Annotated in this window: 24 protein-coding genes; 18 read left to right on the top strand and 6 right to left on the bottom strand. The window is 72.2% G+C overall.

The genetic code is table 11. From position 1 onward, the window contains the following. Nucleotides 1–145: 145 nt before the first annotated feature. Nucleotides 146–1021, bottom strand: a complete 876-nt coding sequence (locus BIU95_RS05605) for a hypothetical protein (RefSeq protein ID WP_175470725.1) — start codon at nucleotides 1019–1021, stop codon at nucleotides 146–148. Nucleotides 1022–1041: 20 nt separating this feature from the next. Between BIU95_RS05605 and BIU95_RS05600 the strand changes: the two genes are divergently transcribed. Then, nucleotides 1042–1707 carry a hypothetical protein gene (locus tag BIU95_RS05600; RefSeq protein WP_139179669.1) on the top strand — a complete coding sequence of 222 codons (666 nt, stop codon included), beginning with the start codon at nucleotides 1042–1044 and terminating at the stop codon, nucleotides 1705–1707. Between the two features lie 14 nt (nucleotides 1708–1721). Here the strand turns inward: BIU95_RS05600 and BIU95_RS05595 are convergent, their stop codons facing one another. The 5 genes from BIU95_RS05595 to BIU95_RS05575 all read right to left on the bottom strand — a co-directional run bounded on the left by BIU95_RS05595 (nucleotide 1722) and on the right by BIU95_RS05575 (nucleotide 6061). Further along, a complete protein-coding gene (locus BIU95_RS05595) occupies nucleotides 1722–2645 on the bottom strand; it encodes a hypothetical protein (protein ID WP_071250840.1) in 924 nt (307 codons plus the stop codon). Between the two features lie 255 nt (nucleotides 2646–2900). Next, a complete protein-coding gene (gene fliW / locus BIU95_RS05590) occupies nucleotides 2901–3269 on the bottom strand; it encodes a flagellar assembly protein FliW (protein ID WP_071250838.1) in 369 nt (122 codons plus the stop codon). Beyond that, a complete protein-coding gene (gene flgL / locus BIU95_RS05585; protein ID WP_071250837.1) occupies nucleotides 3266–4147 on the bottom strand; it encodes a flagellar hook-associated protein FlgL in 882 nt (293 codons plus the stop codon). The genes fliW and flgL overlap by 4 nt, the downstream gene beginning before the upstream one ends. A 2-nt stretch (nucleotides 4148–4149) precedes the next feature. Beyond that, the gene (gene flgK / locus BIU95_RS05580) at nucleotides 4150–5571 is read right to left on the bottom strand and encodes a flagellar hook-associated protein FlgK (RefSeq protein WP_071250835.1); all 1422 of its coding nucleotides are present in this window, start codon (nucleotides 5569–5571) and stop codon (nucleotides 4150–4152) included. Between the two features lie 4 nt (nucleotides 5572–5575). Next, nucleotides 5576–6061, bottom strand: a complete 486-nt coding sequence (locus tag BIU95_RS05575; protein WP_017886129.1) for a flagellar protein FlgN — start codon at nucleotides 6059–6061, stop codon at nucleotides 5576–5578. 442 nt (nucleotides 6062–6503) lie between these two features. On the opposite strand from BIU95_RS05575, the gene BIU95_RS05570 reads away from it, so the two are divergent. The 17 genes from BIU95_RS05570 to BIU95_RS05490 all read left to right on the top strand — a co-directional run bounded on the left by BIU95_RS05570 (nucleotide 6504) and on the right by BIU95_RS05490 (nucleotide 20837). Further along, nucleotides 6504–7319: a sigma-70 family RNA polymerase sigma factor gene (locus tag BIU95_RS05570; RefSeq protein ID WP_040419087.1), complete on the top strand. Its 816-nt coding sequence runs from the start codon at nucleotides 6504–6506 to the stop codon at nucleotides 7317–7319. A 118-nt stretch (nucleotides 7320–7437) separates the two neighbouring features. Continuing rightward, nucleotides 7438–8277 (top strand): flagellin, encoded by an 840-nt coding sequence (locus BIU95_RS05565; protein WP_031259268.1) that lies wholly within the window; start codon nucleotides 7438–7440, stop codon nucleotides 8275–8277. 104 nt (nucleotides 8278–8381) lie between these two features. After that, the gene (gene fliD / locus BIU95_RS05560) at nucleotides 8382–9770 is read left to right on the top strand and encodes a flagellar filament capping protein FliD (protein WP_254783276.1); all 1389 of its coding nucleotides are present in this window, start codon (nucleotides 8382–8384) and stop codon (nucleotides 9768–9770) included. An 11-nt stretch (nucleotides 9771–9781) separates the two neighbouring features. After that, nucleotides 9782–10255, top strand: coding sequence for a flagellar export chaperone FliS (gene fliS / locus BIU95_RS05555; RefSeq protein ID WP_017886133.1), 474 nt, complete (start codon nucleotides 9782–9784; stop codon nucleotides 10253–10255). After that, complete coding sequence (locus tag BIU95_RS05550) at nucleotides 10245–10547, top strand: hypothetical protein (protein ID WP_071250828.1); 303 nt, start codon at nucleotides 10245–10247, stop codon at nucleotides 10545–10547. The genes fliS and BIU95_RS05550 overlap by 11 nt, the downstream gene beginning before the upstream one ends. A gap of 247 nt (nucleotides 10548–10794) precedes the next feature. Continuing rightward, nucleotides 10795–11139 carry a flagellar basal body protein gene (locus tag BIU95_RS05545; protein WP_017886135.1) on the top strand — a complete coding sequence of 115 codons (345 nt, stop codon included), beginning with the start codon at nucleotides 10795–10797 and terminating at the stop codon, nucleotides 11137–11139. Next, nucleotides 11136–11531: a flagellar basal body rod protein FlgC gene (locus tag BIU95_RS05540; RefSeq protein WP_017886136.1), complete on the top strand. Its 396-nt coding sequence runs from the start codon at nucleotides 11136–11138 to the stop codon at nucleotides 11529–11531. The genes BIU95_RS05545 and BIU95_RS05540 overlap by 4 nt, the downstream gene beginning before the upstream one ends. Before the next feature lie 38 nt (nucleotides 11532–11569). Then, nucleotides 11570–11866: a flagellar hook-basal body complex protein FliE gene (gene fliE / locus BIU95_RS05535; RefSeq protein ID WP_139179673.1), complete on the top strand. Its 297-nt coding sequence runs from the start codon at nucleotides 11570–11572 to the stop codon at nucleotides 11864–11866. Further along, nucleotides 11866–13536, top strand: coding sequence for a flagellar basal-body MS-ring/collar protein FliF (gene fliF / locus BIU95_RS05530; RefSeq protein ID WP_017886138.1), 1671 nt, complete (start codon nucleotides 11866–11868; stop codon nucleotides 13534–13536). Before fliE ends, fliF begins: the two co-directional genes overlap by 1 nt. Nucleotides 13537–13544: 8 nt before the next feature. After that, nucleotides 13545–14585 (top strand): flagellar motor switch protein FliG, encoded by a 1041-nt coding sequence (gene fliG / locus BIU95_RS05525; RefSeq protein ID WP_042537259.1) that lies wholly within the window; start codon nucleotides 13545–13547, stop codon nucleotides 14583–14585. After that, nucleotides 14578–15252 carry a hypothetical protein gene (locus tag BIU95_RS05520; RefSeq protein ID WP_071250827.1) on the top strand — a complete coding sequence of 225 codons (675 nt, stop codon included), beginning with the start codon at nucleotides 14578–14580 and terminating at the stop codon, nucleotides 15250–15252. The genes fliG and BIU95_RS05520 overlap by 8 nt, the downstream gene beginning before the upstream one ends. Further along, nucleotides 15249–16592 carry a FliI/YscN family ATPase gene (locus BIU95_RS05515; protein WP_071250826.1) on the top strand — a complete coding sequence of 448 codons (1344 nt, stop codon included), beginning with the start codon at nucleotides 15249–15251 and terminating at the stop codon, nucleotides 16590–16592. The genes BIU95_RS05520 and BIU95_RS05515 overlap by 4 nt, the downstream gene beginning before the upstream one ends. Beyond that, nucleotides 16592–17023 carry a flagellar FliJ family protein gene (locus BIU95_RS05510; protein WP_056068510.1) on the top strand — a complete coding sequence of 144 codons (432 nt, stop codon included), beginning with the start codon at nucleotides 16592–16594 and terminating at the stop codon, nucleotides 17021–17023. The genes BIU95_RS05515 and BIU95_RS05510 overlap by 1 nt, the downstream gene beginning before the upstream one ends. Next, entirely contained in the window at nucleotides 17020–17757 is a 738-nt protein-coding gene (locus BIU95_RS05505) for a C40 family peptidase (protein ID WP_083389257.1), read from the top strand. Before BIU95_RS05510 ends, BIU95_RS05505 begins: the two co-directional genes overlap by 4 nt. Further along, nucleotides 17754–19142 carry a flagellar hook-length control protein FliK gene (locus BIU95_RS05500; RefSeq protein WP_071250825.1) on the top strand — a complete coding sequence of 463 codons (1389 nt, stop codon included), beginning with the start codon at nucleotides 17754–17756 and terminating at the stop codon, nucleotides 19140–19142. The genes BIU95_RS05505 and BIU95_RS05500 overlap by 4 nt, the downstream gene beginning before the upstream one ends. A 25-nt stretch (nucleotides 19143–19167) precedes the next feature. Then, nucleotides 19168–19611, top strand: a complete 444-nt coding sequence (locus tag BIU95_RS05495) for a flagellar hook assembly protein FlgD (RefSeq protein WP_042537086.1) — start codon at nucleotides 19168–19170, stop codon at nucleotides 19609–19611. A gap of 50 nt (nucleotides 19612–19661) precedes the next feature. Next, a complete protein-coding gene (locus BIU95_RS05490; protein ID WP_017887465.1) occupies nucleotides 19662–20837 on the top strand; it encodes a flagellar hook protein FlgE in 1176 nt (391 codons plus the stop codon). Nucleotides 20838–20916 lie beyond the last annotated feature (79 nt).

The raw sequence follows: 20916 nt of genomic DNA, 5'->3' as shown, positions 1-20916 counted from the left end.
GCCTGCAACAGACACAGACACAGACGCAGGAACGGCCCGGGCACGCTGCCCGGGCCGTTCCGGTGTCAGTGCTTGGTGCCCTGGTCCGGCGCTTCGTGCCGGGGTTCAGGGCGTCGTGCCGGGGGTGAGCGCGTCGTGCCGGGGTTCAGCGTTTCGTGCCGTGGTCGTCGTTGCCCGGCTCGGTCCAGAGGTCCTGGTCCTTGCCCGCGCCACGCTTCCACGGCAGGGCACACCGGGTCTTCTCGGCCGCGGGGGTCACGGTCAGGACGATCGGGAACTGCGCCGGCGGCATGCCGAAGCCCGTCCGCGACGCCTGGATGACCTTGCGACCCAGCGCGTGGTTGCCGAGGCCACCGACGGCCGCGCCGATGCCGAACGGCAGGGCCCGACCGAGCACCGACCCGCCCTGTCGGATGGCGAAGCGCTTGATGAACTGGTCTCGGACCTGTCCGCCGATGCCGTTCACCATCTGCTTCGGGAGGGACGAGGTCACCATCTCGCCCCAGAACGCGGTCCGGACCTGGCCACCGGCGATCTGTCCACCGAGTTGCTTGATCAGCTGCGTCCCCGGGGCGCCGAGGATCATCGCCATCACCAGGGTGCGAGCGCGCTCGGGGTCGTCCAGGGCGATCCCGTGCACCTCGGTCACCGACTGGGCGAACAGCGCCGTGGTCTCGAGGAACCCGATCGTCTCCGCACCGCTCAGTCCGAGCGCGGCAACCATCCCGACGCCCGGGATCACGGCGCTCGCACCGACCGCGGCACCACCGGTCGTCACGGCCGTGAGGTACTGCCGCTCGAGGATCTGGATGACCTCGGCCGGCGTGGCGTCGGGCTTGCGGCGGCGGATCGCCTTGACGTGCGCCACGACCGCCGGCCGCTGCACACTGATGGCGCGGTCGAGCAACTTGACCCATCCTGCGGGTTGGTGCGGTTGCGGGGTTCTGGAGTCGTCTGACGTGGGGGAGACCTGGGCGTTCGGCAGCGGCACGATCGCCTGGTCCTTCGGGGAGCGGGCCATGCGCTCACCGTACGCCGGGCATGTGGGAGGCTCGCTGGATGGACGGCGACCGGACAGCGCGACCCCTCGACGCCGTTCGCCGCGCGGCCGGGTTCCTGCCCGTCCACGAGGTCACCGCCCTCGCACCGGACGTCCGCGTGCTCGACCCCGGGTCCGTCCTGATCGGGGCGGGCGTGACCGTCCTGCCCGGAGCCGTGCTGTACCCGTCCACGACCCTGGAGACCCGCGACGGCGGCCTGATCTCGGTCGCTTCCGGAGCACGACTCGGCCCCGGGCCGGTGACCATCGTCGCGTCCGCGGCGACCGTGCACGTCGGCGAGGACGCCGAACTCGGGCCCGGACCGGTGACGATCATCGCGACGGGATCCGACGTGGTGGTGGGTGGTCGCGCTCGCCTGACGGCCGGGTGTCTCGTCGAGGGGCCGGCGTGCATCGGCTCCGGCGCGCAGGTGCTCGGGCCGGTGTCTGTCCGGGATGTCGAACTGGCAGACGGCGGCGACCACCGCGAACCCGACCCGGACCACCGCGGCGGTGTGGTCAAGGGCGCGGGGCCCGTCCGTGGTGTGCGCGTGGGGGTCGGCGAGGTCGTGGTCGGCGGGGTGCTGAACGGCCGCGGAGTCTCCGGTTCGCCGACGGTGGAGCGCCAGCGGGAGTACCACCCCGAGGCACCGCACCGCCCGCGCTGACCGTCCGTGGTGGGTCACCCGCACGGCACACCTGCGCGCCGGAGCGCAGCCCGCACCCGGTCGGGCTGCATCAGGTCGGACCAGGAGAGCCGGATGACCGCGCGGACACCGGGGCACGACCGGATGAAGTCCTCACGTCGTTTCTCGCGCCAGTGCACATCGGCGGTCGAACGCCCGTCGAGCATCACCGGGTCCTCGTACTTCGCGCGGCCGTCGACCTCGACCACGACGCCCTGGTCCGGGAACCAGAAGTCCACCACCGCCGTCTCCGATCCTGCCCGGGCGAACACGTGCTGCTGCACCGGCTCGGGCACGCCGAGCTCGCGGAACCGAACCCGGCACACCGACTCCGCCGGCGACCCCGACAGTGCCGACCCCATCGCGATCGCGATGCCCGCCTTGCTGCGGGCTGCTGTCAGCGCTGCGAACTCCGCCTCGAGGGTCGCGCGATCGCTGAGCCGACGCGAGAGCACGGAGTCGACGACGGGCAGCGCCTCGAACAACGCGCGCGTCGCAGCGACGTCGATCGCGGTCCTCGCCGGGGTCGTCGTGGGTATCGAGTCCTCGTCGATCCTGACCGCGGGCGGCCGCATCTGCGAGCCGTGCCGGACGAACCACGCGGTGACACGAGTGTGCGTCGTGGTCGGATCGGAGAGGTGCACCTTCGGCGGTGCCGCTGCGACCAACGGCAGACCGAGGACGGCGCAGGCAGACTGGTGTGAGACGACGTCCGTGTCACGGATCCGGTGCGCCGAGGCCCGGACGAGCACGTGGTGCTGCTCGCCGGGGTGCAGCCCGGCGAGGGCACCCGGGTGGACGAGGACGCCCGGACGGAGGCGTTCGAAGCGTCCGCGGCGAACGTCGCGTTCGAGGGCACGGCGTTCGGCGGAGGTCGCGCCCGATGTGCGGATCAGTTCGACGTCGTTCGCTCTGGACATGACACCAGGCTCGCCGAACGCGGAGATCCAGCACGCTCCGGACGCCGATCTGTGGAGACTCTGGCGGGGGCGACGCCCTGTGGAGGACTGACCGCCTGCAGTGCGTGTGCATGTTCCGACGATCCACGCGTCGAACGACTCGTGTGTTGTCGCCTGATGTGCGCACAACTACTGCGTGTGCATGTTCCGACGATGCACGACGCGAACGACTGGTGGAATGTCGCAGAACGGGTGCGCCCGGCGCGACCGCGCGCGCTACACCCGCGCGAGCTCCGCCCGCAGCGGCAGGTCCTGCTCCTCGAGGATGACCTGCGCGCCCACGGCGGTGCGGGCGTTCACGACGATCGGCGCGAGCAGGTTGACCGTGGTGCCGGACGCGCCGGGGTTCGCGACCACCAGCAGCATCGCGTCCGCGGGGTCGGTCAGCCCGAGCGCGGCGGCCTGCTCGTCGGTCAGCTCGGGCGCGTACGACGGCAGGTGCACCGCGGCGTCGAGCAGGAACAGTCGCGCGTCGTCGCCGACGAGCGTGAACAGCCCCTCGGCACCGTCGACGGGCGACAGGGCGAAGGCCGGCGCGGCAGCGAGTCCGAACAGCGGGACGGCGAAGGTCAGGGAGATGCTCATCGGAGGTAGTCCATCAGGGTCGGCTGCAGGACCTTCGCGGTGACGGCGAGGGCTGCCTGGTAGTTGGTCTGCTGCACCTGCAGGTCGAGGACGGCCTTGGCGAGGTCGACGTCCTCGATGCCGGCGCGGCGGCTCTCGAGCGAGACGGTCGCGGACTTCAGCGAGTCCTGCGCCGCGAGCGCGGCGGCGTGCCGGACCCCGACGTCGGCCTGGGCGCCGCGGACGGTCCCGAGCGCGCCGTCCACGTCGTTGATCCGCGCGTTCACGTTCACCCCGTTCTGCAGGTCGCTGACGATGGAGTCGATCACGGCGAACACCGAGTCGTCACCGGATCCGAAGACCGCGGTGCCGGTGGTGTCGACGCGGACGGTCGTGCCGTCACCGATCCGCCGGGACACGTCGGTGCCCGAGGCCGCCCAGCCCGTGGCCGGGTCGTGGGCGGCAGCGGCGGTCGACGACCCCGCGAACACCGAACGGGTGCCGTAGGTGGTGTTGGCTCGTGCCTCGAGGTCGGCCTTGAGCGACCGGAACTGCGTGACGAAGGCGTCGCGGTTCGTCTCGCTCATGGTTCCCGAGTTCGCGGCCTGCACCGTGAGGTCTCGGACGTTGTTGAGCACCGAGTACACGCTCGACAGCGCACTGTCGGTGGTCGCGAGCCACGCCGCGGCGTCGTCGGCGTTCCGCGAGTACTGCGCCGCAGCGGCCTGCTCCTTGCGCACCTGCATCGACGATGCGGTGCCGACCGGGTCGTCTGACGGCTTCTGGATGGCGCGCAGCGTCGTGGCCTGGTCGGTGAGCTCGGCGACCTTCGCGGCACCGGCCTGCAGCCGGGCCGAGGCGGCCGCCATCGACATCTGGGTGGTCACTCGGGTGATCACGATCAGCCCCTCCCGACGAGTCCGACTCGGTTGATGATGGTGTCGAGCATCTCGTCGACGGCGGTCAGGACGCGCGCGGCGCCCTGGTACGCGTGCTGGTAGCTCAGCAGGTTCACGTTCTCCTCGTCGAGGTCGACGCCGGCGCTCGACTGCTGCTGAGTGCGTGCGTTGGTGAGCGCGAGTCCGGTCAGCGTCGATTCCGACGTCGCCGACCGGGAGGCGGTGCCCACCCCCGTCACGAACGTCGCCCAGACCTGGTCGGCACCGTCGGACGACGCCCCGAGTCGCGCGAGCGCGTCGGCGAACGAGTCGTCGAGTTCGCCCGCCGCGTTCCGCGTCGCCAGGTCGCCGGCGTCCGTGGGGACGACGCCGAGCGCCTGGGCGGCGGGCACACCGGTCGCCAGCGAGAAGAATGGTGCGCCCGTGGTGCCGGCCGGGGTGGTCCCGGTGGTGTGCAAGGCGTTCACGGTGGTGGCGAGTCGGGTGGCCACGGCGTCGTAGGACGCGGACGCCTCGGCGAGTGCCCCGCCGGTGCCGGTGCCGGAGGCGGGCGCCAGGACGGCGAGGGCTCCGCCGATCGACCCGCCGCTCAGCCCGACGGCCCCGGCCGTGCCGGTGGTCCAGGTCAGGGTGGCCGCGGTTCCGTCGGCCAGACGCTCGCCGCCGCCGAGGGCGACCGAGCGGGCGTCGGTGCCCTGCACGAGCGGGTTGCCACCGAGGAGCACGTCGACCGTGCCGTCGGCGTTGGTCCGGGTGGTGCCGCCGGCGAGCGTCGCGATCTGCTGCGTGAGCTGGTCGCGCTGGTCGAGCAGCTCGTTGGCGGTGCCGCCCGACGCCAGTGCGGTGCGGATCCGGCCGTTCAGGTCCGCGACCTGCTCCGCGGCGCCGTTCAGCTGGGCGACCTGGCCGGTCAGGGAGCCGCGCACCGACGACCACTGCGCATCGACGGCCTTCGATCCGGCGGCCAGGGCGGAGACGACGGTGCCCGCGGCTCCGAGCACCGCGCTCGCGGCGCCGGGGTCGTCGGGGTGGCTGGCGAGCTCGCTCCAGGACGACCAGAACGCGTCCAGCTTGGCGCTCAGACCGTCCTTGCCGGGCTCGTGCAATCCGGTCTCGAGGGCGGAGAGTGCGCTGGCGCGGGCGTCGGCGTACGCCGACGAACCGGCGGCGACGCGGACGCCGGCGTCGAGCGTCAGGGACGCCAGGCGGGCGATGCCGTCGACGGAGATGCCCTGGCCGGCGAGGGCAGCGGTGCCCCGCATGAAGCCGGTCTGGGTCGCGGGGACCGAGTTCTGCGTGACGCGCTGCCGCGTGTACCCGGCGGTGCCGGCGTTGGCGATGTTCTGGCCGGTGACGTCGATGCCGGCCCGGGCCGCGGCGAGGCCGGAGTACGCCGTCGCGAGGGATCCGAAGGTGCTGACCACGGTGTTACAGCGTCCCCTCGAACAGGCGCGCGCCGTCCGCGCCGGCACCCGACGTGCCGGTGGCGTCGTAGGTGGCGGCGCCGGTGACGGTCCCGGCCAGGGTCTCCTCGGTGGCCTGGGCGGCGGCACGGAGGAACCGGTCGTTCTCGTCGCGCAGCGCGCCGATCTGGGTGGTCAGCTCGACCATCGCGGTGAGGTGCGACGACAGGATCTCGCCCCACGGGCCGTTCGGCGCCGCGGCGACGACGTCCCGCAGGGGAGCGTCGGCGGGCACGCCCCACTCCTCGGCGACCTCGGCACTCTGCGCGGCGCGCTCGAGTCCGGTGCTGCGGAGCCGGTCGAGGACCTGCTCGACCTCGCGGCTGGCGTGCGACACCCAGCGGGAGCGGCCCGCGGTGAGCAGGAGCTGCTCCTCCTCGAGCTTGAAGGTGAGCAGTTCGAGCAGCTCGCGTTCGCGCCAGAGCACGGCGGACAGGTCGTTCACGCTCATCAGCTCCTCCCAGGTGGTGGTTCGTCGGGGTGGCCCCCGGTCCGTCATCCTGCGGACACCGGGACCTATCGACTCGGTGGTCGCGACCGTAAGCCCCGGCGGCCGAGTGCCGACTCCGTACTCGCCGAGACTGTGACCCGATGAGCCCTGTCGGGGGACAAGAACGGTCGTTCCCCACCCGGAGTCCCCAGAAATGCCGACCGGATCCGGGCCCTGACACCCCCGCACTGGGGACGCATGTGGACCCACTCAGCCCATTGCCAGCCGATACATTCAGAACGCACCCCGGGGGACGCCCGGAACCGCTCGGGAACGACACGGGGTGCTCCGCTCGGAGGGACCCGGGCGGTTCTTCGGCGTACGCACCGGCCATCCGAGGCCGGCGTTCGTCGCGCCCACGGACGGGTGAGCCGACACACGTCAGGTCGACCAGGGGATGAGCATGGACCGCACCGAACGCAACGCGATGATCGTGGAGCACCTCCCGCTCGTGGGCTACATCGTGGCCGACGTCCGCTCCCGGGCGACGCACCTGGACCGCGACGACCTCGCCGCCGTCGGGTCCCTCGCCCTCGTCGCCGCGGCCGATGCGTTCGACCCCACCCTCGGCGTCCCGTTCGGCGCCTACGCCCGCACCCGGATCACCGGGGCACTGGCCGACGACATGCGCTCGGCCGACTGGGCCTCCCGCGGCACCCGCAAGCGCATCCGCGAGACCCTGGCCACGCAGGAGGCCCTGTCGGCGCGACTCGGCCGGACCGTCGGTGCGCAGGAGATCGCCGACGCGATGGGCGTCGACAAGCAGACCGCGGTGGACGCGATGAGCGACGCCGCCCGCACCGTCGCGCCCCTCGACGAGACCGTGCACGACCTGGTCGCGGCCGACCTGCCGCTCCCGGGGGACGACCTGCTCGAGACCGAGAAACGCCGGTACCTCCGCGCCGCGGTCGAGGCCCTGCCCGAGCGGATGCGCTTCATCGTCGAGGCCGTGTACTTCGGCGACCGATCGGTCACCGACGTCGCCGCCGAGCTCGGCATCACGCACTCCGCCGTCTCGCAGCAGCGCTCCGAGGCGATGCGCCTGCTCCACGACGGTCTCGCCGCCCACTACGGCGACGGCACCACCGTCGAGCCCGCCAGCCGCACCACCGCGGCCCGTCGCAGTGCGTACCTGGCCCGTGTCGCCACGAACGCCGCCGCCGGTGTCGCCCGCGCGGTGCACGACGCTGCAGCAGGACCGGCCGTCGCGGCGAGTTGAGACGTCGGCGGAAACTTCTCCGCCGATCCCCTAACGACTCCCGGCGACCGGCCGAGAGTCATCCATGTCAGCCCACGGACGGGCAGACGCACGACCCACGTTCACGGAGGAAACCACCATGGGTATGTCCATCAACACCAACCTCTCGGCACTCAACACGTACCGGAACCTGAACTCGACGCAGAACGACCTGTCGAAGTCCCTCGAGAAGCTCTCGAGCGGCCTCCGCATCAACCGTGCTGCCGACGACGCTTCCGGTCTGACGATCTCCGAGGGGCTGAAGTCCCAGGTCGGTGGCCTCACGGTCGCCGCCCGCAACGCGCAGGACGGCATCTCCGTCGTGCAGACCGCTGAAGGTGGCCTCACCGAGACCCACTCGATCCTCCAGCGCATGCGCGACCTGGCCGTCCAGGCCGGCAACGACTCGAACAACGAGGACTCGCGGAAGGCGATCACCACCGAGGTCGGCGAGCTCACCAAGGAGCTCACCCGCATCTCGGCGTCGACCAACTTCAACGGCATCAAGCTGCTCGACGGCTCCGCCGGCGCCGCAGGGGTGCTGAAGTTCCAGGTCGGCGCGAACGGTGACGCGGCGAGCCAGATCGACGTGGACCTGTCGAAGTCGAACGTGGAGTCCGTGTCGACCGCGGTCGGCGCGCTCACCTTCGACTCGGCCACGAACGCTCAGGCTGCCATCACCGCGATCGACGAGCAGATCAAGTACGTCTCCTCCGCTCGTTCGACCATCGGTGCCATCCAGAACCGCTTCGACCACGCCATCAACGTGACGAACGTGGCCAAGGAGAACCTGACGGCTGCCGGTTCGCGCATCACCGACGTCGACATGGCACAGGAGATGGTCAAGTACACGCGCGACAACATCCTGAGCCAGGCCGGCACCTCGATGCTCGCGCAGGCGAACCAGAGCACCCAGGGCGTGCTCTCGCTCCTGCGCTAGCCATCACGCGGTCCGCCCTCCGGGCCCCCTGCGGGCACGGAGGGCGGACCTCGCCGTCCTGACCACCTCCACGACGCCAGGGAGTGTCGACGATGTCCTCGTCCGTGTCCTCGAGCACCAGCCTCGCGATCGACGGTCTGGTCAGCGGTCTCAAGACGACCGACCTCATCAACTCGCTGATGAGCGTCGAGGGCGTCCCGCAGACCCTGCTCAAGAACAAGCTCACCACCACCAACTCGTTCATCTCGTCACTGCAGACGCTCAACGGGTTGATCCAGGGGCTCGCCACCAAGGCCGCGGACGCCGCGAAGGCCTCGTCGCTGGACCTCTTCGCCGCGACGAGCAGCGCTGCCGGCGTCACGGCCCTCACCGGCACCGGCGCGACCGCCGGGTCCATCAGCTTCACCGTCGGATCGACCGCCTCGGCCCAGGTCGGTGTCACGGCTGCGATGTCGACGTGGGCCAGCGATGCGCAGCCGATCACGATCGTCGGCGCGGACGGCCAGTCGACCACGGTGACGCCGGCGTCCGGCTCCCTCGACGACGTCGTGTCCGCCCTGAACAAGGCCGGTGCGGGCGTCACCGCGACGAAGGTCTCCGCCGGTACCGACGCCGACGGCACCAAGCTCTCCCGCCTGCAGCTCACGTCCGCGAAGACCGGGGCGGCCGGCGGGTTCCAGGTGTACCGGGGTGGCGCGGACGCCGTGGCAGCAGGCACCGCGACGAACGTCCTGACCGAGACCGGTGCCGCGGTCGTGACCGCGGCGACCGATGCCAGTGTCACCCTCTGGGCCGGCACCGCCGCCGCGCAGACGGTCACGAGCGCCACCAACACCTTCACGGGCCTCGTCCCCGGGGTCGACGTCACGGTGTCGAAGACCACCGCCGAGCCGGTCACCGTCACCGTCGCGCAGGACACCACGAAGGCCCAGTCCGTGGCCTCCGGGCTCGTTGACGCCATGAACGCGATCGCGGCCTACTACAAGACCAACACCACGGTGTCGAGCACGACCAGTGCCACGTCCGGCACCACGACGACCAAAGCCGGTGTCCTGACCGGCGACGGCGCCTCCCGCGACGCGGTGCAGCGCCTGACGAGCACGATGTCCGCCCCCGTCGACGGCAAGTCGCCGTCGACGATCGGCATCGTGATCATGAAGGACGGCACCTTCACCTTCGACCCCGAGGTCTTCCAGAAGGCCCTCGCGACCGACCCGAAGGCCACCCAGACGATGCTCTCCGGCGTGGCCGCCAACGTCGGCGCCGCAGCCACCGCCGCGTCCGACAAGTACGACGGCTCCGTCACGACCTCCATCACCGGCCAGCAGGCCGTCGCGAAGGACCTGACCACCCAGATCGACAGCTGGACCGACCGGTTGGCGATGCGCCGGGCCTCGCTGCAGACCCTCTACGCATCACTCGAGACCAGCCTCAGCAAGCTCCAGTCGCAGTCGAGCTGGCTCGCCAGCCAGCTCGCCTCGACGTCGAGCTGACGGGAACGACCATGACCTTCGACTTCCAGGCCGCCGCCTTCCGCCAGGCCGCCCAGCCCCGCACCGTCACCGACCAGCGACGTGCCCAGTACACGAACGAGGCCGTGCTCTCGGCGACCCCGGCCCAGCTCGTGACGATGCTCTACGACCGACTGCTGCTCGACCTGCACCGGGCCGAGGCTGCGCAGGTCGCCGCCGACTGGGCGGCGGCACGCGAACAGCTCCTGCACGCCCAGGCCATCGTGGGGGAGCTGTCCAGCACGCTCCGGATCGACGTCTGGGACGGCGGCGAGGGCCTGCTCGCCGTGTACAACTACGCGTCCACCTCGCTCATCACCGCCAACGTGCACCGCGACGTGCAGGCGACCCGCGACTGCATCCGGATCCTCGAGCCGCTGCGTCAGTCGTGGCACGAGGCGGCCGCGTCGCTGCCCGCGACGCCCGCCACGCAGCAGCCGACCGGGGGAGCCCTCGGTGTCGCCTGAGCAGCCCGACGGGCGAGCCGCCTGGGAGGCCCTGCTCACGTCCCTGGAACGCGACGCCGCCGGGCAGGCGGCCGGTTCCACGGCCGTGGCCGGGTGGTCGGAGCCAGCCGGGCTGGGACCGCTGCCGCGCGACCTGGTGGGACGGGCCTCCCGGCTGCTCGCCGCGCAGCGGGACCGCATGACGACGCTCGAGGCGGACCGCCGCTCGACGCTGGAGCACCTCGGTGCCCTGCGCGCCGTCGACGCCACGCGCGAGCCCCGCGGATCCGTGTACCTCGACGCGTCCGCCTGACCCGCGCCCCCGCACCAGTTCTGCGACAGAGCACCCGTCGACCGACGGGTGCTCTGTCGCATCTCGGGTGCTCCGCCCCGTGCAGCGCCGCCCGCCCCCCGTTCGGGGCGACGCCTAACGCGGCCGACGACGGGCTCCGATAGCGCCCCACGAGCACGGATCGCTCACCAGTTCGGCCAGGGATCGGCCACCACCGCACGGCGACGTCGTCAGCACGACGACACGCCCTGACGAGGGGGACCCTTCCGTGTTCGATTCCGTGACGAGCGTCGCGCTGCAGAGTGCACTCGACGGCCTGTCGATGCGCCAGAAGGTGATCGCGAACAACATCGCGAACATCAACACGACGAACTACCACGCCGAGAAGGTCCAGTTCGAGGACGCCCTGGCGAAGTCGATCGTGGACGGCGACGGCGCCACCACGCCGACGATGGCGCGCAGCCTCGAGCCGACGAACACGAACGGCAACAACGTCAACCTCGACGAGGAGACGCTGTCGAACATCGACACGGTGCTGCGGTACCAGTTCGCGACGCAGGCGATGAACTCCGAACTCACCAGCGTCCGTGCGGCGATGCGGACGAACTCGTGACGACCTTCGACGCGATCGGCATCGCGAGCACCGGTCTGACCGTGCACCGGAAGTGGCTCGACGCCGTCTCGGACAACATCGCCAACGCGAACACCGTGAAGTCGATGGACGACACCGCGTTCCAGGCGCGGTACGTCGAGGTGCAGGAAGGCGCCGGCGTCTCCGGTGCCTACGTCAAGGGCGCCGCGTTCGGCAGCGCCGCCGGCCGTGTCACCTACGACCCGGACAACCCGCTCGCGAACGAGGAGGGCTACGTCCGCATGCCCGACATCGACCTCGGCACGCAGATGGCGGACCTCATCATGGCCCAGCGCGGCTACCAGGCGAACGCCGCCGTGGTCGACCGTGCCAAGACCGCCTACGAGGCGGCACTGCAGATCGGGAAGAACTGATGCCCATCGACGCCGTCAACGGTGTGACCACCAACGCGATGACGAACGCACTGACCGGTGTGTCCGGCACGTCCGGCGACGTCGCCGGCGCTGCGGGCGCGACGAGCACCGACGGCAGCGGGTTCGCCGCGAGCCTCGGCAACGCCGTCGACGGGCTGCAGTCGCTGCAGAGCGACTCGAAGACCCTCGCGCTCAAGGCCGTCACCGGCAACCTCGACGACATCCACGACGCCACGATCGCCGCCACCCGCGCGCAGGTCACGCTCGAGCTCGTCTCCGCCGTCCGCAACAAGGGCGTCGACGCCTTCAACGAGATCATGAGGATGCAGGCCTGATGCCCGTCGCCGTCAAGAACGTCCTCGCGCGCCTGTCCGCGTACGTCAAGGGCTTCTCCGCCGCCCAGCGCACCATCGCGATCCTGGCGATCGCGGCACTCGTGCTCGGCGGGATCGCCCTGGCGTCCTGGCTCGGCAAGGCGTCCTACGCGCCGCTCTTCACCGGGCTCGCCGCGGCCGACGCGAGCTCCATCACAGATCAGCTGCAGACCGACGGCGTGCCGTTCCAGCTCACCGACGGCGGTGCGACGATCCTCGTGCCGCAGGCGCAGGTGTACTCCGAGCGGCTCAAGGCGGCGTCGAACGGCCTGCCGTCGTCGAACGAGGGCGGCTACTCGCTGCTCGACAAGATGGGCGTGACGAGCTCGGAGTTCCAGCAGGACGTCACGTACAAGCGTGCGATGGAGGGCGAGCTCGCCAAGACCATCGGCGCGATGGACGGCGTGCAGACCGCCACCGTGCAGCTCGCGATCCCGGAGAAGTCCGTGTTCGTGTCCGAGGAGAAGGACCCGACCGCGTCGGTGTTCATCGCGACCGAGAACGGCACGCAGCTCAGCACCGACCAGGTGCAGGCCGTCGTGCACCTGACGAGCGCCTCGGTCGAGGGCATGCAGCCCACCGACGTCTCCGTCGTCGACGCGAAGGGCCAGACCCTGTCGGCCGTGGGCACCGGTGCGACCGGCAGCGGCGCGGACCAGGCCGCCGACTACGACGCGGCGACGAGCAAGAAGATCCAGGACCTGCTCGACACCACGCTCGGGGCCGGCAACGCGACCGTCGTGGTCTCGGGGACGATGAACCAGGAGTCCGGCACCCGGACGTCGGAGAGCTACACGAGCCCGACCTCGGGCCCGGTCGCGCTGAACGAGTCGAGCACCACCGAGGAGTACGGCGCCGGTGCCGGCGCAGGGAACGGTGCCACCGGCGTCCTCGGCCCGGACAACATCGCCGTCCCGAACGGCACCGCCACGAGCGGCGCCGGCGACGACGGGTACAAGAACGAGTCGGCGACGAAGAACAACGCCGTCGACCACACCACCGAGACCACGCAGATCCCCTCGGGCGGGCTCGACCGGCAGACCATCTCGGTCGCGCTGAACTCGAAGGCCGACGCCGTGCAGAACGCGAACCTGCAGAGCATCAACGACCTGGTGTCCGCCGCTGCAGGAGTCGACCAGGCCCGTGGCGACCAGGTCAAGGTGGCGATGATGGACTTCGACACGAGTGCCTCCGACCAGGCCGCGAAGGCGCTCGAGGAGCAGCAGAAGGCCGACCAGCAGGAAGCACTGTGGTCGTCGATCCGCACCGCCGGCATCGTGATCGGCATCGTCCTGGCCGTCATCGCGATCATGTTCTTCGTCGCCCGCCGCAACCGCAAGCAGGAGCGCGAGGCCGTCGACCTCGGCGAGCTCGACGCCTTCGCCGGCGAGACGTTCCAGCTGCCCCTCGCGATGGACGGGCTCGACGACCGGGCGACGCTCGGTGCCGGTGACGCCCCGACCGCCGTGCTCTCGGCGATGCCCGCCGGGGACGCCCCGACCGAGGTGCTGACCACCGAGGAGATCACGGCCGAGCGCCGCCGTCAGGACATCTCCGCCCTGGCCGAGCGCGACCCGAAGCGCACCGCCGAGCTCCTGCGCGGGCTGCTGGACGACCGGGCGCCGGTGTGAGCGCGCTGATGCCGAGCCCCGGCGGCGGAACCGGCCCGAGCGACCGTGCCCTGACCGGCGCACAGAAGGTCGCGCTCATCCTCATGCAGATGGAGACCGAGCGCGCGAGCGCGGTGATGAAGCAGTTCACCGAGATGGAGGCCGAGGAGATCTCCGCCGAGATCGTCCGGATGCGCCGCCTCGAGGACACCGTCGTCGACCAGACCATGAGCGAGTTCCACCGCCTCACGATGAGCGGCCGCACGCAGAAGCGCGGCGGCAAGGAGACCGCCCTCGGGCTGCTCGAGGCGTCGTTCGGCGCCGAGCGGGCCGCCGGCGTGATGGACCGTCTGGCCTCGAACCTCGCCGGGCAGTCGTTCGACTTCCTCGACGACGCCGAACCCGGCCAGGTCGTCACCCTGCTCGAGGGCGAGCTACCGCAGACCATCGCCCTCGTGCTGGCGCACCTGGGCCCGGGGCAGGCCAGCGCCGTGCTCGCCGGCGTCGACGAGCGTGTCCGCACCGACGTCGCCCAGGCGTTCGCCACCATGGGCAGCGCGACGCCCGAGGCCGTCGGCATCGTGGCCGGGGTGCTGCGCCAGCGTGCCGGTGCGGTCGTCTCGCCGCGCGAGAGCGTCGAGGTCGTCGGCGGCATCGCACCCCTGGTCGACATCATCAACCGCTCCGACGTCGCGACCGAGAAGGCCGTGCTCGAGGGACTCGAGGCCCGCGACCCGGAGCTCGCCGAGGACATCCGCTCCCGCATGCTCACCTTCGAGGACATCGTGAAGCTCGAGTCCCGCGACATCCAGCAGGTGCTGCGCGGCATCGACTCCAAGATCCTCGCGACCGCCATGAAGGGCGCCGCCGGGCCGGTCGTCGAGACCATCCGCGCGAACGTGTCCGAGCGCAACCGCGAACTGCTCGACGACGAGCTGCAGGCCATGGGCCCGGTGCGGGTCTCGCAGGTCGAGGAAGCGCGTGCCGAGGTCGTCCGTTCCGTGCGGGAACTCGAGGCCCAGGGCATCGTCACCGTGCACCGCGCCGAGGAGGACGAGCTCGTTGACTGACACCGTCGTGCACCGCGTCGCCTTCCCGGCGATCACCGCCACCGCCGGACGCGACCGCGCGTCGAGCGCCGACGTCCGCGGGCACGCGGCCGGCTACACCGCCGGGCTGCGTGCTGCGCAGGCCGAGACGGACGCCCTGCGCGCCCGGCTCGAAGCCGAGCACGCCGCCCGGGTCACCGCGTCGCAGGCCGACACGGCACGCCGGATCGCGGTCCTCGACGCCGCCACGAACGCCCTGCTGTCCACGGTCGCACCCGTCCTGGCGGACGCCGAGGCATCGGTCGCGAGCGCGGCAGTCGACCTGGCCGAGGCGATCGTCGGCAACGTGGTCCGCGCCTCCAGGCCCGCACACGACGCGACCGTCCTCGACGGTCCGGACGGACCGGGCAGCCGGGAGGCCCGGATCACCTCCGGTGCCGAGGCCACCGTCCGGCGGGCGCTCGCGTCCGTCGACCGCACGGTCCCGGTGGCCGTCCGGCTCAGCCCGGCGGACGCTGCGCGCGTCGCTGGACTCGAACTGCCGATCCCGGTGATGGCGGACGGCACCCTGCTCGACGGCGACGCAGTCGTCGACCTGCCGGACGGCATCCTCGACGCGCGCATCGCGACGGCGCTCGACCGCGCACGCACGGCGCTCGGTGTCGACGCGACGGGAGCCGACCGGTGACCGCCACCCTGCTCCGCCCGCGCGGCCTCGACGAGGCGCTGCTGCGCGCCGCACCCCAGCGGGTGGGCGTCGTGACGAGCGCCGTCGGCCTGGGGCTGACGATCGCCGGGCTCGACGCCCGCGTCGGCGACGTCGTCACGGTGGGCGCCGAGGACGGCGAACAGACCGCGGTCGAGGTCGTCGCCACCGATGCCTCGGGCATCCGCTGCATGCCGCTCGGACGTCTGATCGGGGTCACCGCCGGCACACCGGCGCGTCCGACCGGCCGCCCGGTGCTCGTGCCGACCGGTTCCGGACTGTTCGGCCGGGTGCTCGACGGGCTCGGCCGGCCGATCGACGACCGCGGCCCGCTCGAAGGCCCCCGGGGCGAACCCGTCACCTGGGTCCCGCTCGACCACGACACCCCGAGCGCGATGGCGCGGACCCGCATCGACACGCCCATGCAGCTCGGCGTGCGGGTCCTCGACACCCTGACCACGGTCGGCCGTGGGCAGCGCATGGGCCTGTTCGCCGGGTCCGGCGTGGGCAAGTCCTCGCTGCTCTCGATGATCGCGCGGGGCAGCGACGCGGCCGTCAACGTCATCGCCCTGGTGGGGGAGCGCGGCCGCGAGGTCCGGGAGTTCCTGGAGGACGACCTGGGACCCGAGGGGCTCGCCCGCTCGATCGTCGTCGTGTCGACCTCGGACGAAACCGCGCTCATGCGCCTGCGTGCCGCGTTCGTGGCCACCCGCATCGCGGAGTCGTTCCGCGACGCCGGCCAGGACGTCGTGCTCATGATGGACTCACTCACGCGCGTCGCCATGGCGCAGCGCGAGATCGGCCTGTCGGTGGGGGAGCCGCCGGCCACCCGGGGCTACCCGCCGTCGACGTTCTCGGTGCTCGCCGGCCTGCTCGAGCGCGCCGGGACCGACCGCGTCGGCAGCATCACCGGCATGTACACCGTGCTGGTCGACGGCGACGACCACAACGAGCCGATCGCGGACGCCGCCCGCAGCATCCTGGACGGTCACGTCGTGCTCGACCGCAAGCTCGCGATCACCGGGCACTTCCCGTCGGTCGACGCAATCGGCTCGGTCTCCCGTGTCGCCTCGAAGGTCACCCGACCCGAGCAGCGAGCCGCGGCCACCGTGCTGCGGAAGGTGATGGCCGCGCGCGCCGGTGCCCAGGACCTGCTCGACGTCGGCGCCTACCAGCGCGGATCGAACCCCCTGGTGGACGCCGCGGTCGACCACCAGGGATCGATCGACGCCTTCCTGCGCCAGGGCATGGACGAGCGTGCCACCGCAGATGCGTCCTGGCAGCGCCTCGGCGGCCTCGTGCAGCAGCTGGGGGTGTCGTGATGGCCCGCCGTTTCCCGCTCGCCGGGCTCCTGCGCCTGCGGCACACCCAGCAGGACCGTGCCGCCGCCACGCTCGCCACCGCGAACGAGCGTGTGCGTGACGCGGCCGACGCCCGGATCGCCGCACGCCGGAGCCTCGCCGACAGCGAGGACGCCCAACCGATCCAGGACGCCGCCACCCTGAGCGCCGTCGCCGCAGCACGTGCCGCGACGCGCGGGATGCTCGAGGAGCTCGACGCCGTCGTGCAGAACCGCCGCGCGGACGCCGACCGGGCGCAGCAGGACTACACCGCCGCCCGCCGTGCCGCCGTCGGACTCGAGAAGCTCGAGGGCAAGCACACCGAGCAGCAGGCGGCCGAGGAACTCCGGACCGAACAGAACGCCCTCGACGAGATCGCGGCACGACGCCGCACGGAAGGTGGTGCCCGATGAGTGTCGAAGCGGTGCTCTCCCGGATCTCGGAGATCCGGTCCCAGATCGACACGCTGCGCGGCGGGACGGCCACGGATGCCCCGAGCGCCTCCGCCGCCAGCGGTGCCGCGGGGTCCGCGGCCTTCGCGGACGCCCTCGCCACCGCCGACGGCACGACCGGCGCCGCGACCGCTGCCGGTGCGACGGCCTCGGCCACCCCGACGGCCACCCGTGCCCCCGCGACCTCGGTAGACGCCGGGGCCGGCACCCTCGCCACCGGCAGCGGTGCCACCGGGGCTGACGTCGTGGCCGACGCGAAGAAGTACCTCGGCGTGCCGTACGTGTTCGGCGGGGAGACGACCGCGGGCATGGACTGCTCGGGCCTGGTGCAGACGGTCTTCAAGGACCTCGGGGTCACGATGCCCCGGGTCGTGCCGGACCAGGCGAAGATGGGCGTCGAGGTCGGCTCCCTCAAGGACGCCCAGCCCGGGGACCTGATCATCCCGAAGGGCGAGGGCCACGTCGTCATCTACGTCGGCGACGGCAAGGTGCTGCACGCGCCGCGCCCCGGCAAGGACGTCCGGATCGTCGACAACTGGTACTCCGACGGCGACATCGCGACCATCCGGCGGATCGTCCCCGCGCAGGCGGCCCCGGCGGCCGTCACCCCGCCGAGCGCCTCGGCTGCGCGTTCCGCGACCGACCTGCAGACCGCCGCGCTGCTGTCCATGATGCGGTCCGGGAGCGCCGCATGAGCCTGACCATCGCCACCCAGTCGTCCGTGCCCACCGCACCGAGCCCCACCCGGGGTGCGCCGTCCGACCCAGCTGCTGCCGGGTCCTTCGGTGCGGCACTGACCGCCGCCGTCGCGACCGAGCGGCGAGCCGGCGACGGCGCTGCCGAGCGGGACGACACCGAGGGCCGCACGGCGGACGGGTCAGCTGCGACGCCGGGCACGGCCGCCACACCGTCGACCTCGACCTCGGCCTCGGCGTCGGACCAGTCGGTGCCGGCGACCGATCCCACGTCCGTCGACGCGCAGTCGCTGCTCGCCGTCGGGCTCACGGCCACGCCAGCCGCGCCGGCCGCTCCGGCTGCCGTCGCCACGAGCACGACGCTGGGCCAGGCCGCCGTCCGCACGGGGGAGCCGTCCGTGGCGGGCCCGCACGCAACCGACGGGACCGCTGCGATCCCGACGACCACACCGAAGCGGATGCCGGTGCCGGCCGCGGACACGGCGTCACAGACCTCGTCCGCCCCGACGCCGACGAGCGGAACCGCTTCCGTCGCCCCGCAGCAGGCACCGGCGACGGTGCCGGCCGTGCCCGCGGTGACGGCGACCGCTCCGTCGGCGCCCGCGGTGCCGCCGAGGGGCACCGCGTCGCCGGCAGCTGCCTCCGAGGCCGCTCCGGGCACCGCCCCCGCGCCGACCGCGGTCGCCGGCGCCACCGTCGCTGTCCCGGCGGCGGCGATCCCGGCCGCGGCACCGACGCGGACCGACGAAGCCACCTCCACCGGCACCCCGGCCCCGCTGCCGGCCGTCGCAGCGGGTGCCGCCCCGGCAGCCGGCACCGGCTCCCGAGCCGGCCACGGGACCCAGCAGCAGGCGTCGACGCCGGGCGATCCGGGCCTCCCGGCCGTCGTCCCCAGCCGCGGTGGCGAGACCCCGTTCGTCATGTCGACGACGCCGACCGCCGCGCCCGCCGCGGCGACCGCGCCGGCCCCGGCGCCGCTCGCCCAGCAGCTGGCGCGACCGGTGTTCACGCTCGCACAGGCCGGCCCCGGCGAGCACGTCGTCACCGTGCAGGTCGTGCCGGACAGCCTCGGCCCGGTCACGGTGCGCGCGCACGTCACCGCGCACGGCATGCACGTCGAGCTGTTCGCCGCGTCGGACGCCGGCCGCGAGGCCGTCCGCCAGGTGCTGCCGGACCTGCGACGCGACGCCGGCGGCACCGGTGTGAGCACCACGCTCGACCTGTCGTCGCAGAACCAGCCGCAGGACGCGCCGGGTCGCGACGAGCGCCCGGCCGCACGTGTGCTGCCTGGCGACCCCGGACTGGAGGCGCGGGGCACCCCGCGCACGCAGCCCGCCACCCACACGCCCTCCATCCGCACCGCGGGACTCGACGTCCTCGCCTGATCCGGCTCACGAACAGGAACGCACCATGCCCATCGACGGCATCACCGGCAGCGTGGACCCGACCGCGCAGGCCGCGGCCCTCGCCGCGAACTCCACCGCACAGAAGTCCCAGACGATGGACTCCGAGGTCTTCATGAAGCTGCTCGTCACGCAGCTGCGCAACCAGGACCCGTCGTCGCCGATGGACACCAACCAGATGATCGGCCAGCAGACGCAGCTCGCGATGATGGAGCAGATCACCAACCAGACCACGACGGGGAACGAGAACTTCTCGCTCCAGATGCGCATCGCCGCGGCGAACCTCGTCGGCAAGCAGGTCAGTTACACCGACGCCGACTCGGGCGGGTCCGTCACCGGGACCGCCTCGGCCGTGTCGTACGCGAAGAGCGTGCCCACGGTCACCGTGAACGGGAAGGAGGTCGCTCTCGACGTGATCTCCGGCATCACCACCACCGCTCCGGCGTCCTGACGCCCGTTCTTTCCTTCCTCGATCTTCCTGCCTCTCCGAAAGGACGCACCATGCTCCGCTCGCTCTACTCCGGGATCTCCGGCCTCCGCTCCCACCAGCAGATGCTCGACGTCACCGGCAACAACATCGCCAACGTCAACACCGTCGGCTTCAAGTCGTCGACCACGGTCTTCCAGGACACCCTGTCGCAGATGACCCAGGGTGCCGGCGGACCGCAGACCGGCATCGGCGGCACGAACCCGGCCCAGATCGGCCTGGGCGTGCAGGTCGCCGGGGTCTCCACGAACTTCTCGCAGGGCTCGGCGCAGGCCACCGGCAAGGCCACCGACCTGATGATCTCGGGCGACGGGTTCTTCGTCACCCGCCTGGGCAACGACACCGTCTACACCCGCGCCGGGGCGTTCGACTTCGACGCGAACGGCCGCCTGGTCACCGCCGACGGCAAGATCGTGCAGGGCTACCCGGCCACGAACGGCGTCGTCAACGAGAACGGGCAGCTGTCCGACATCACGCTGCCGCTCGAAGCAGCAGCCCCGGCGGTCCGCACCACCGCCGCCACCGTCGCGGGCAACCTGCCGTCCGAGACCGCCGTCGGCCAGACCATCACGCGCGAGGCCACCGTGTACGACGCCTCCGGTGCCAAGCACACGATGTCGCTCGCCTACACGCGCACCGCCGGCGGCTGGGACGTCACCGGGCGCAACGGACAGGGCACCACGGCGACAACCTCGCTGACCTTCGGCACCGACGGCAAGCTGACCGCCGGCGGGACCCTCGCTGTCGGCGGCATCCGGGTCGACATGGGTGACCTGACCGGGTTCGCCTCGCTCAACACCGCGGCGATCGGCTCGCAGAACGGCCGCGAGGCCGGGGCGCTGCAGGGCTACTCGATCTCGAAGGACGGCACCGTGACCGGCACGTTCTCGAACGGTGCGTCGCTCGCGCTCGGCCGCATCGCGCTGGCCACGTTCGCCAACCCCGCCGGCCTCGAGAAGACCGGGGCGTCGGGCTACCGCGCGACCGCGAACTCGGGCGGTGCGACGGTCGGGGGCCCCGGTTCGGCCGGCGTCGGTTCGCTCGCGGCAGGGACGCTCGAGATGTCGAACGTCGACCTGTCGCAGGAGTTCACGAACCTGATCGTGGCGCAGCGTGGGTTCCAGGCGAACGCCCGCATCATCACGACCTCGGACGAGGTGCTGCAGGAGCTCACGAACCTCAAGCGCTAGGCGCTAGGCGCGGGGTCGCGGGCGCGGGCTTCGCTCGCGTCGCGAGCGGTTGGTGAGCAGGAACGGTCGGGTGCTGAAG

The sequence above is a fragment of the Curtobacterium sp. MCBA15_007 genome (genome assembly GCF_001864905.1).
GTDB lineage: Bacteria > Actinomycetota > Actinomycetes > Actinomycetales > Microbacteriaceae > Curtobacterium > Curtobacterium poinsettiae.
This window is presented reverse-complemented; position numbering and strand designations above follow the sequence as displayed.

Bases quoted from the DNA above. Each gene is read 5' to 3' on its own strand.
- BIU95_RS05495 (WP_042537086.1), top strand. From the start codon at position 19,168: ATGCCCATCGACGGCATCACCGGCAGCGTGGACCCGACCGCGCAGGCC.
- BIU95_RS05505 (WP_083389257.1), top strand. From the start codon at position 17,020: ATGAGTGTCGAAGCGGTGCTCTCCCGGATCTCGGAGATCCGGTCCCAG.
- fliW (WP_071250838.1), bottom strand. From the start codon at position 3,269: ATGAGCATCTCCCTGACCTTCGCCGTCCCGCTGTTCGGACTCGCTGCC.
- BIU95_RS05575 (WP_017886129.1), bottom strand. From the start codon at position 6,061: ATGAGCGTGAACGACCTGTCCGCCGTGCTCTGGCGCGAACGCGAGCTG.
- BIU95_RS05600 (WP_139179669.1), top strand. From the start codon at position 1,042: ATGTGGGAGGCTCGCTGGATGGACGGCGACCGGACAGCGCGACCCCTC.
- fliG (WP_042537259.1), top strand. From the start codon at position 13,545: ATGCCGAGCCCCGGCGGCGGAACCGGCCCGAGCGACCGTGCCCTGACC.
- BIU95_RS05570 (WP_040419087.1), top strand. From the start codon at position 6,504: ATGGACCGCACCGAACGCAACGCGATGATCGTGGAGCACCTCCCGCTC.
- BIU95_RS05565 (WP_031259268.1), top strand. From the start codon at position 7,438: ATGGGTATGTCCATCAACACCAACCTCTCGGCACTCAACACGTACCGG.
- BIU95_RS05605 (WP_175470725.1), bottom strand. From the start codon at position 1,021: ATGGCCCGCTCCCCGAAGGACCAGGCGATCGTGCCGCTGCCGAACGCC.
- fliS (WP_017886133.1), top strand. From the start codon at position 9,782: ATGACCTTCGACTTCCAGGCCGCCGCCTTCCGCCAGGCCGCCCAGCCC.
- BIU95_RS05500 (WP_071250825.1), top strand. From the start codon at position 17,754: ATGAGCCTGACCATCGCCACCCAGTCGTCCGTGCCCACCGCACCGAGC.
- BIU95_RS05595 (WP_071250840.1), bottom strand. From the start codon at position 2,645: ATGTCCAGAGCGAACGACGTCGAACTGATCCGCACATCGGGCGCGACC.
- fliE (WP_139179673.1), top strand. From the start codon at position 11,570: ATGACGAACGCACTGACCGGTGTGTCCGGCACGTCCGGCGACGTCGCC.
- fliF (WP_017886138.1), top strand. From the start codon at position 11,866: ATGCCCGTCGCCGTCAAGAACGTCCTCGCGCGCCTGTCCGCGTACGTC.
- BIU95_RS05510 (WP_056068510.1), top strand. From the start codon at position 16,592: ATGGCCCGCCGTTTCCCGCTCGCCGGGCTCCTGCGCCTGCGGCACACC.
- BIU95_RS05490 (WP_017887465.1), top strand. From the start codon at position 19,662: ATGCTCCGCTCGCTCTACTCCGGGATCTCCGGCCTCCGCTCCCACCAG.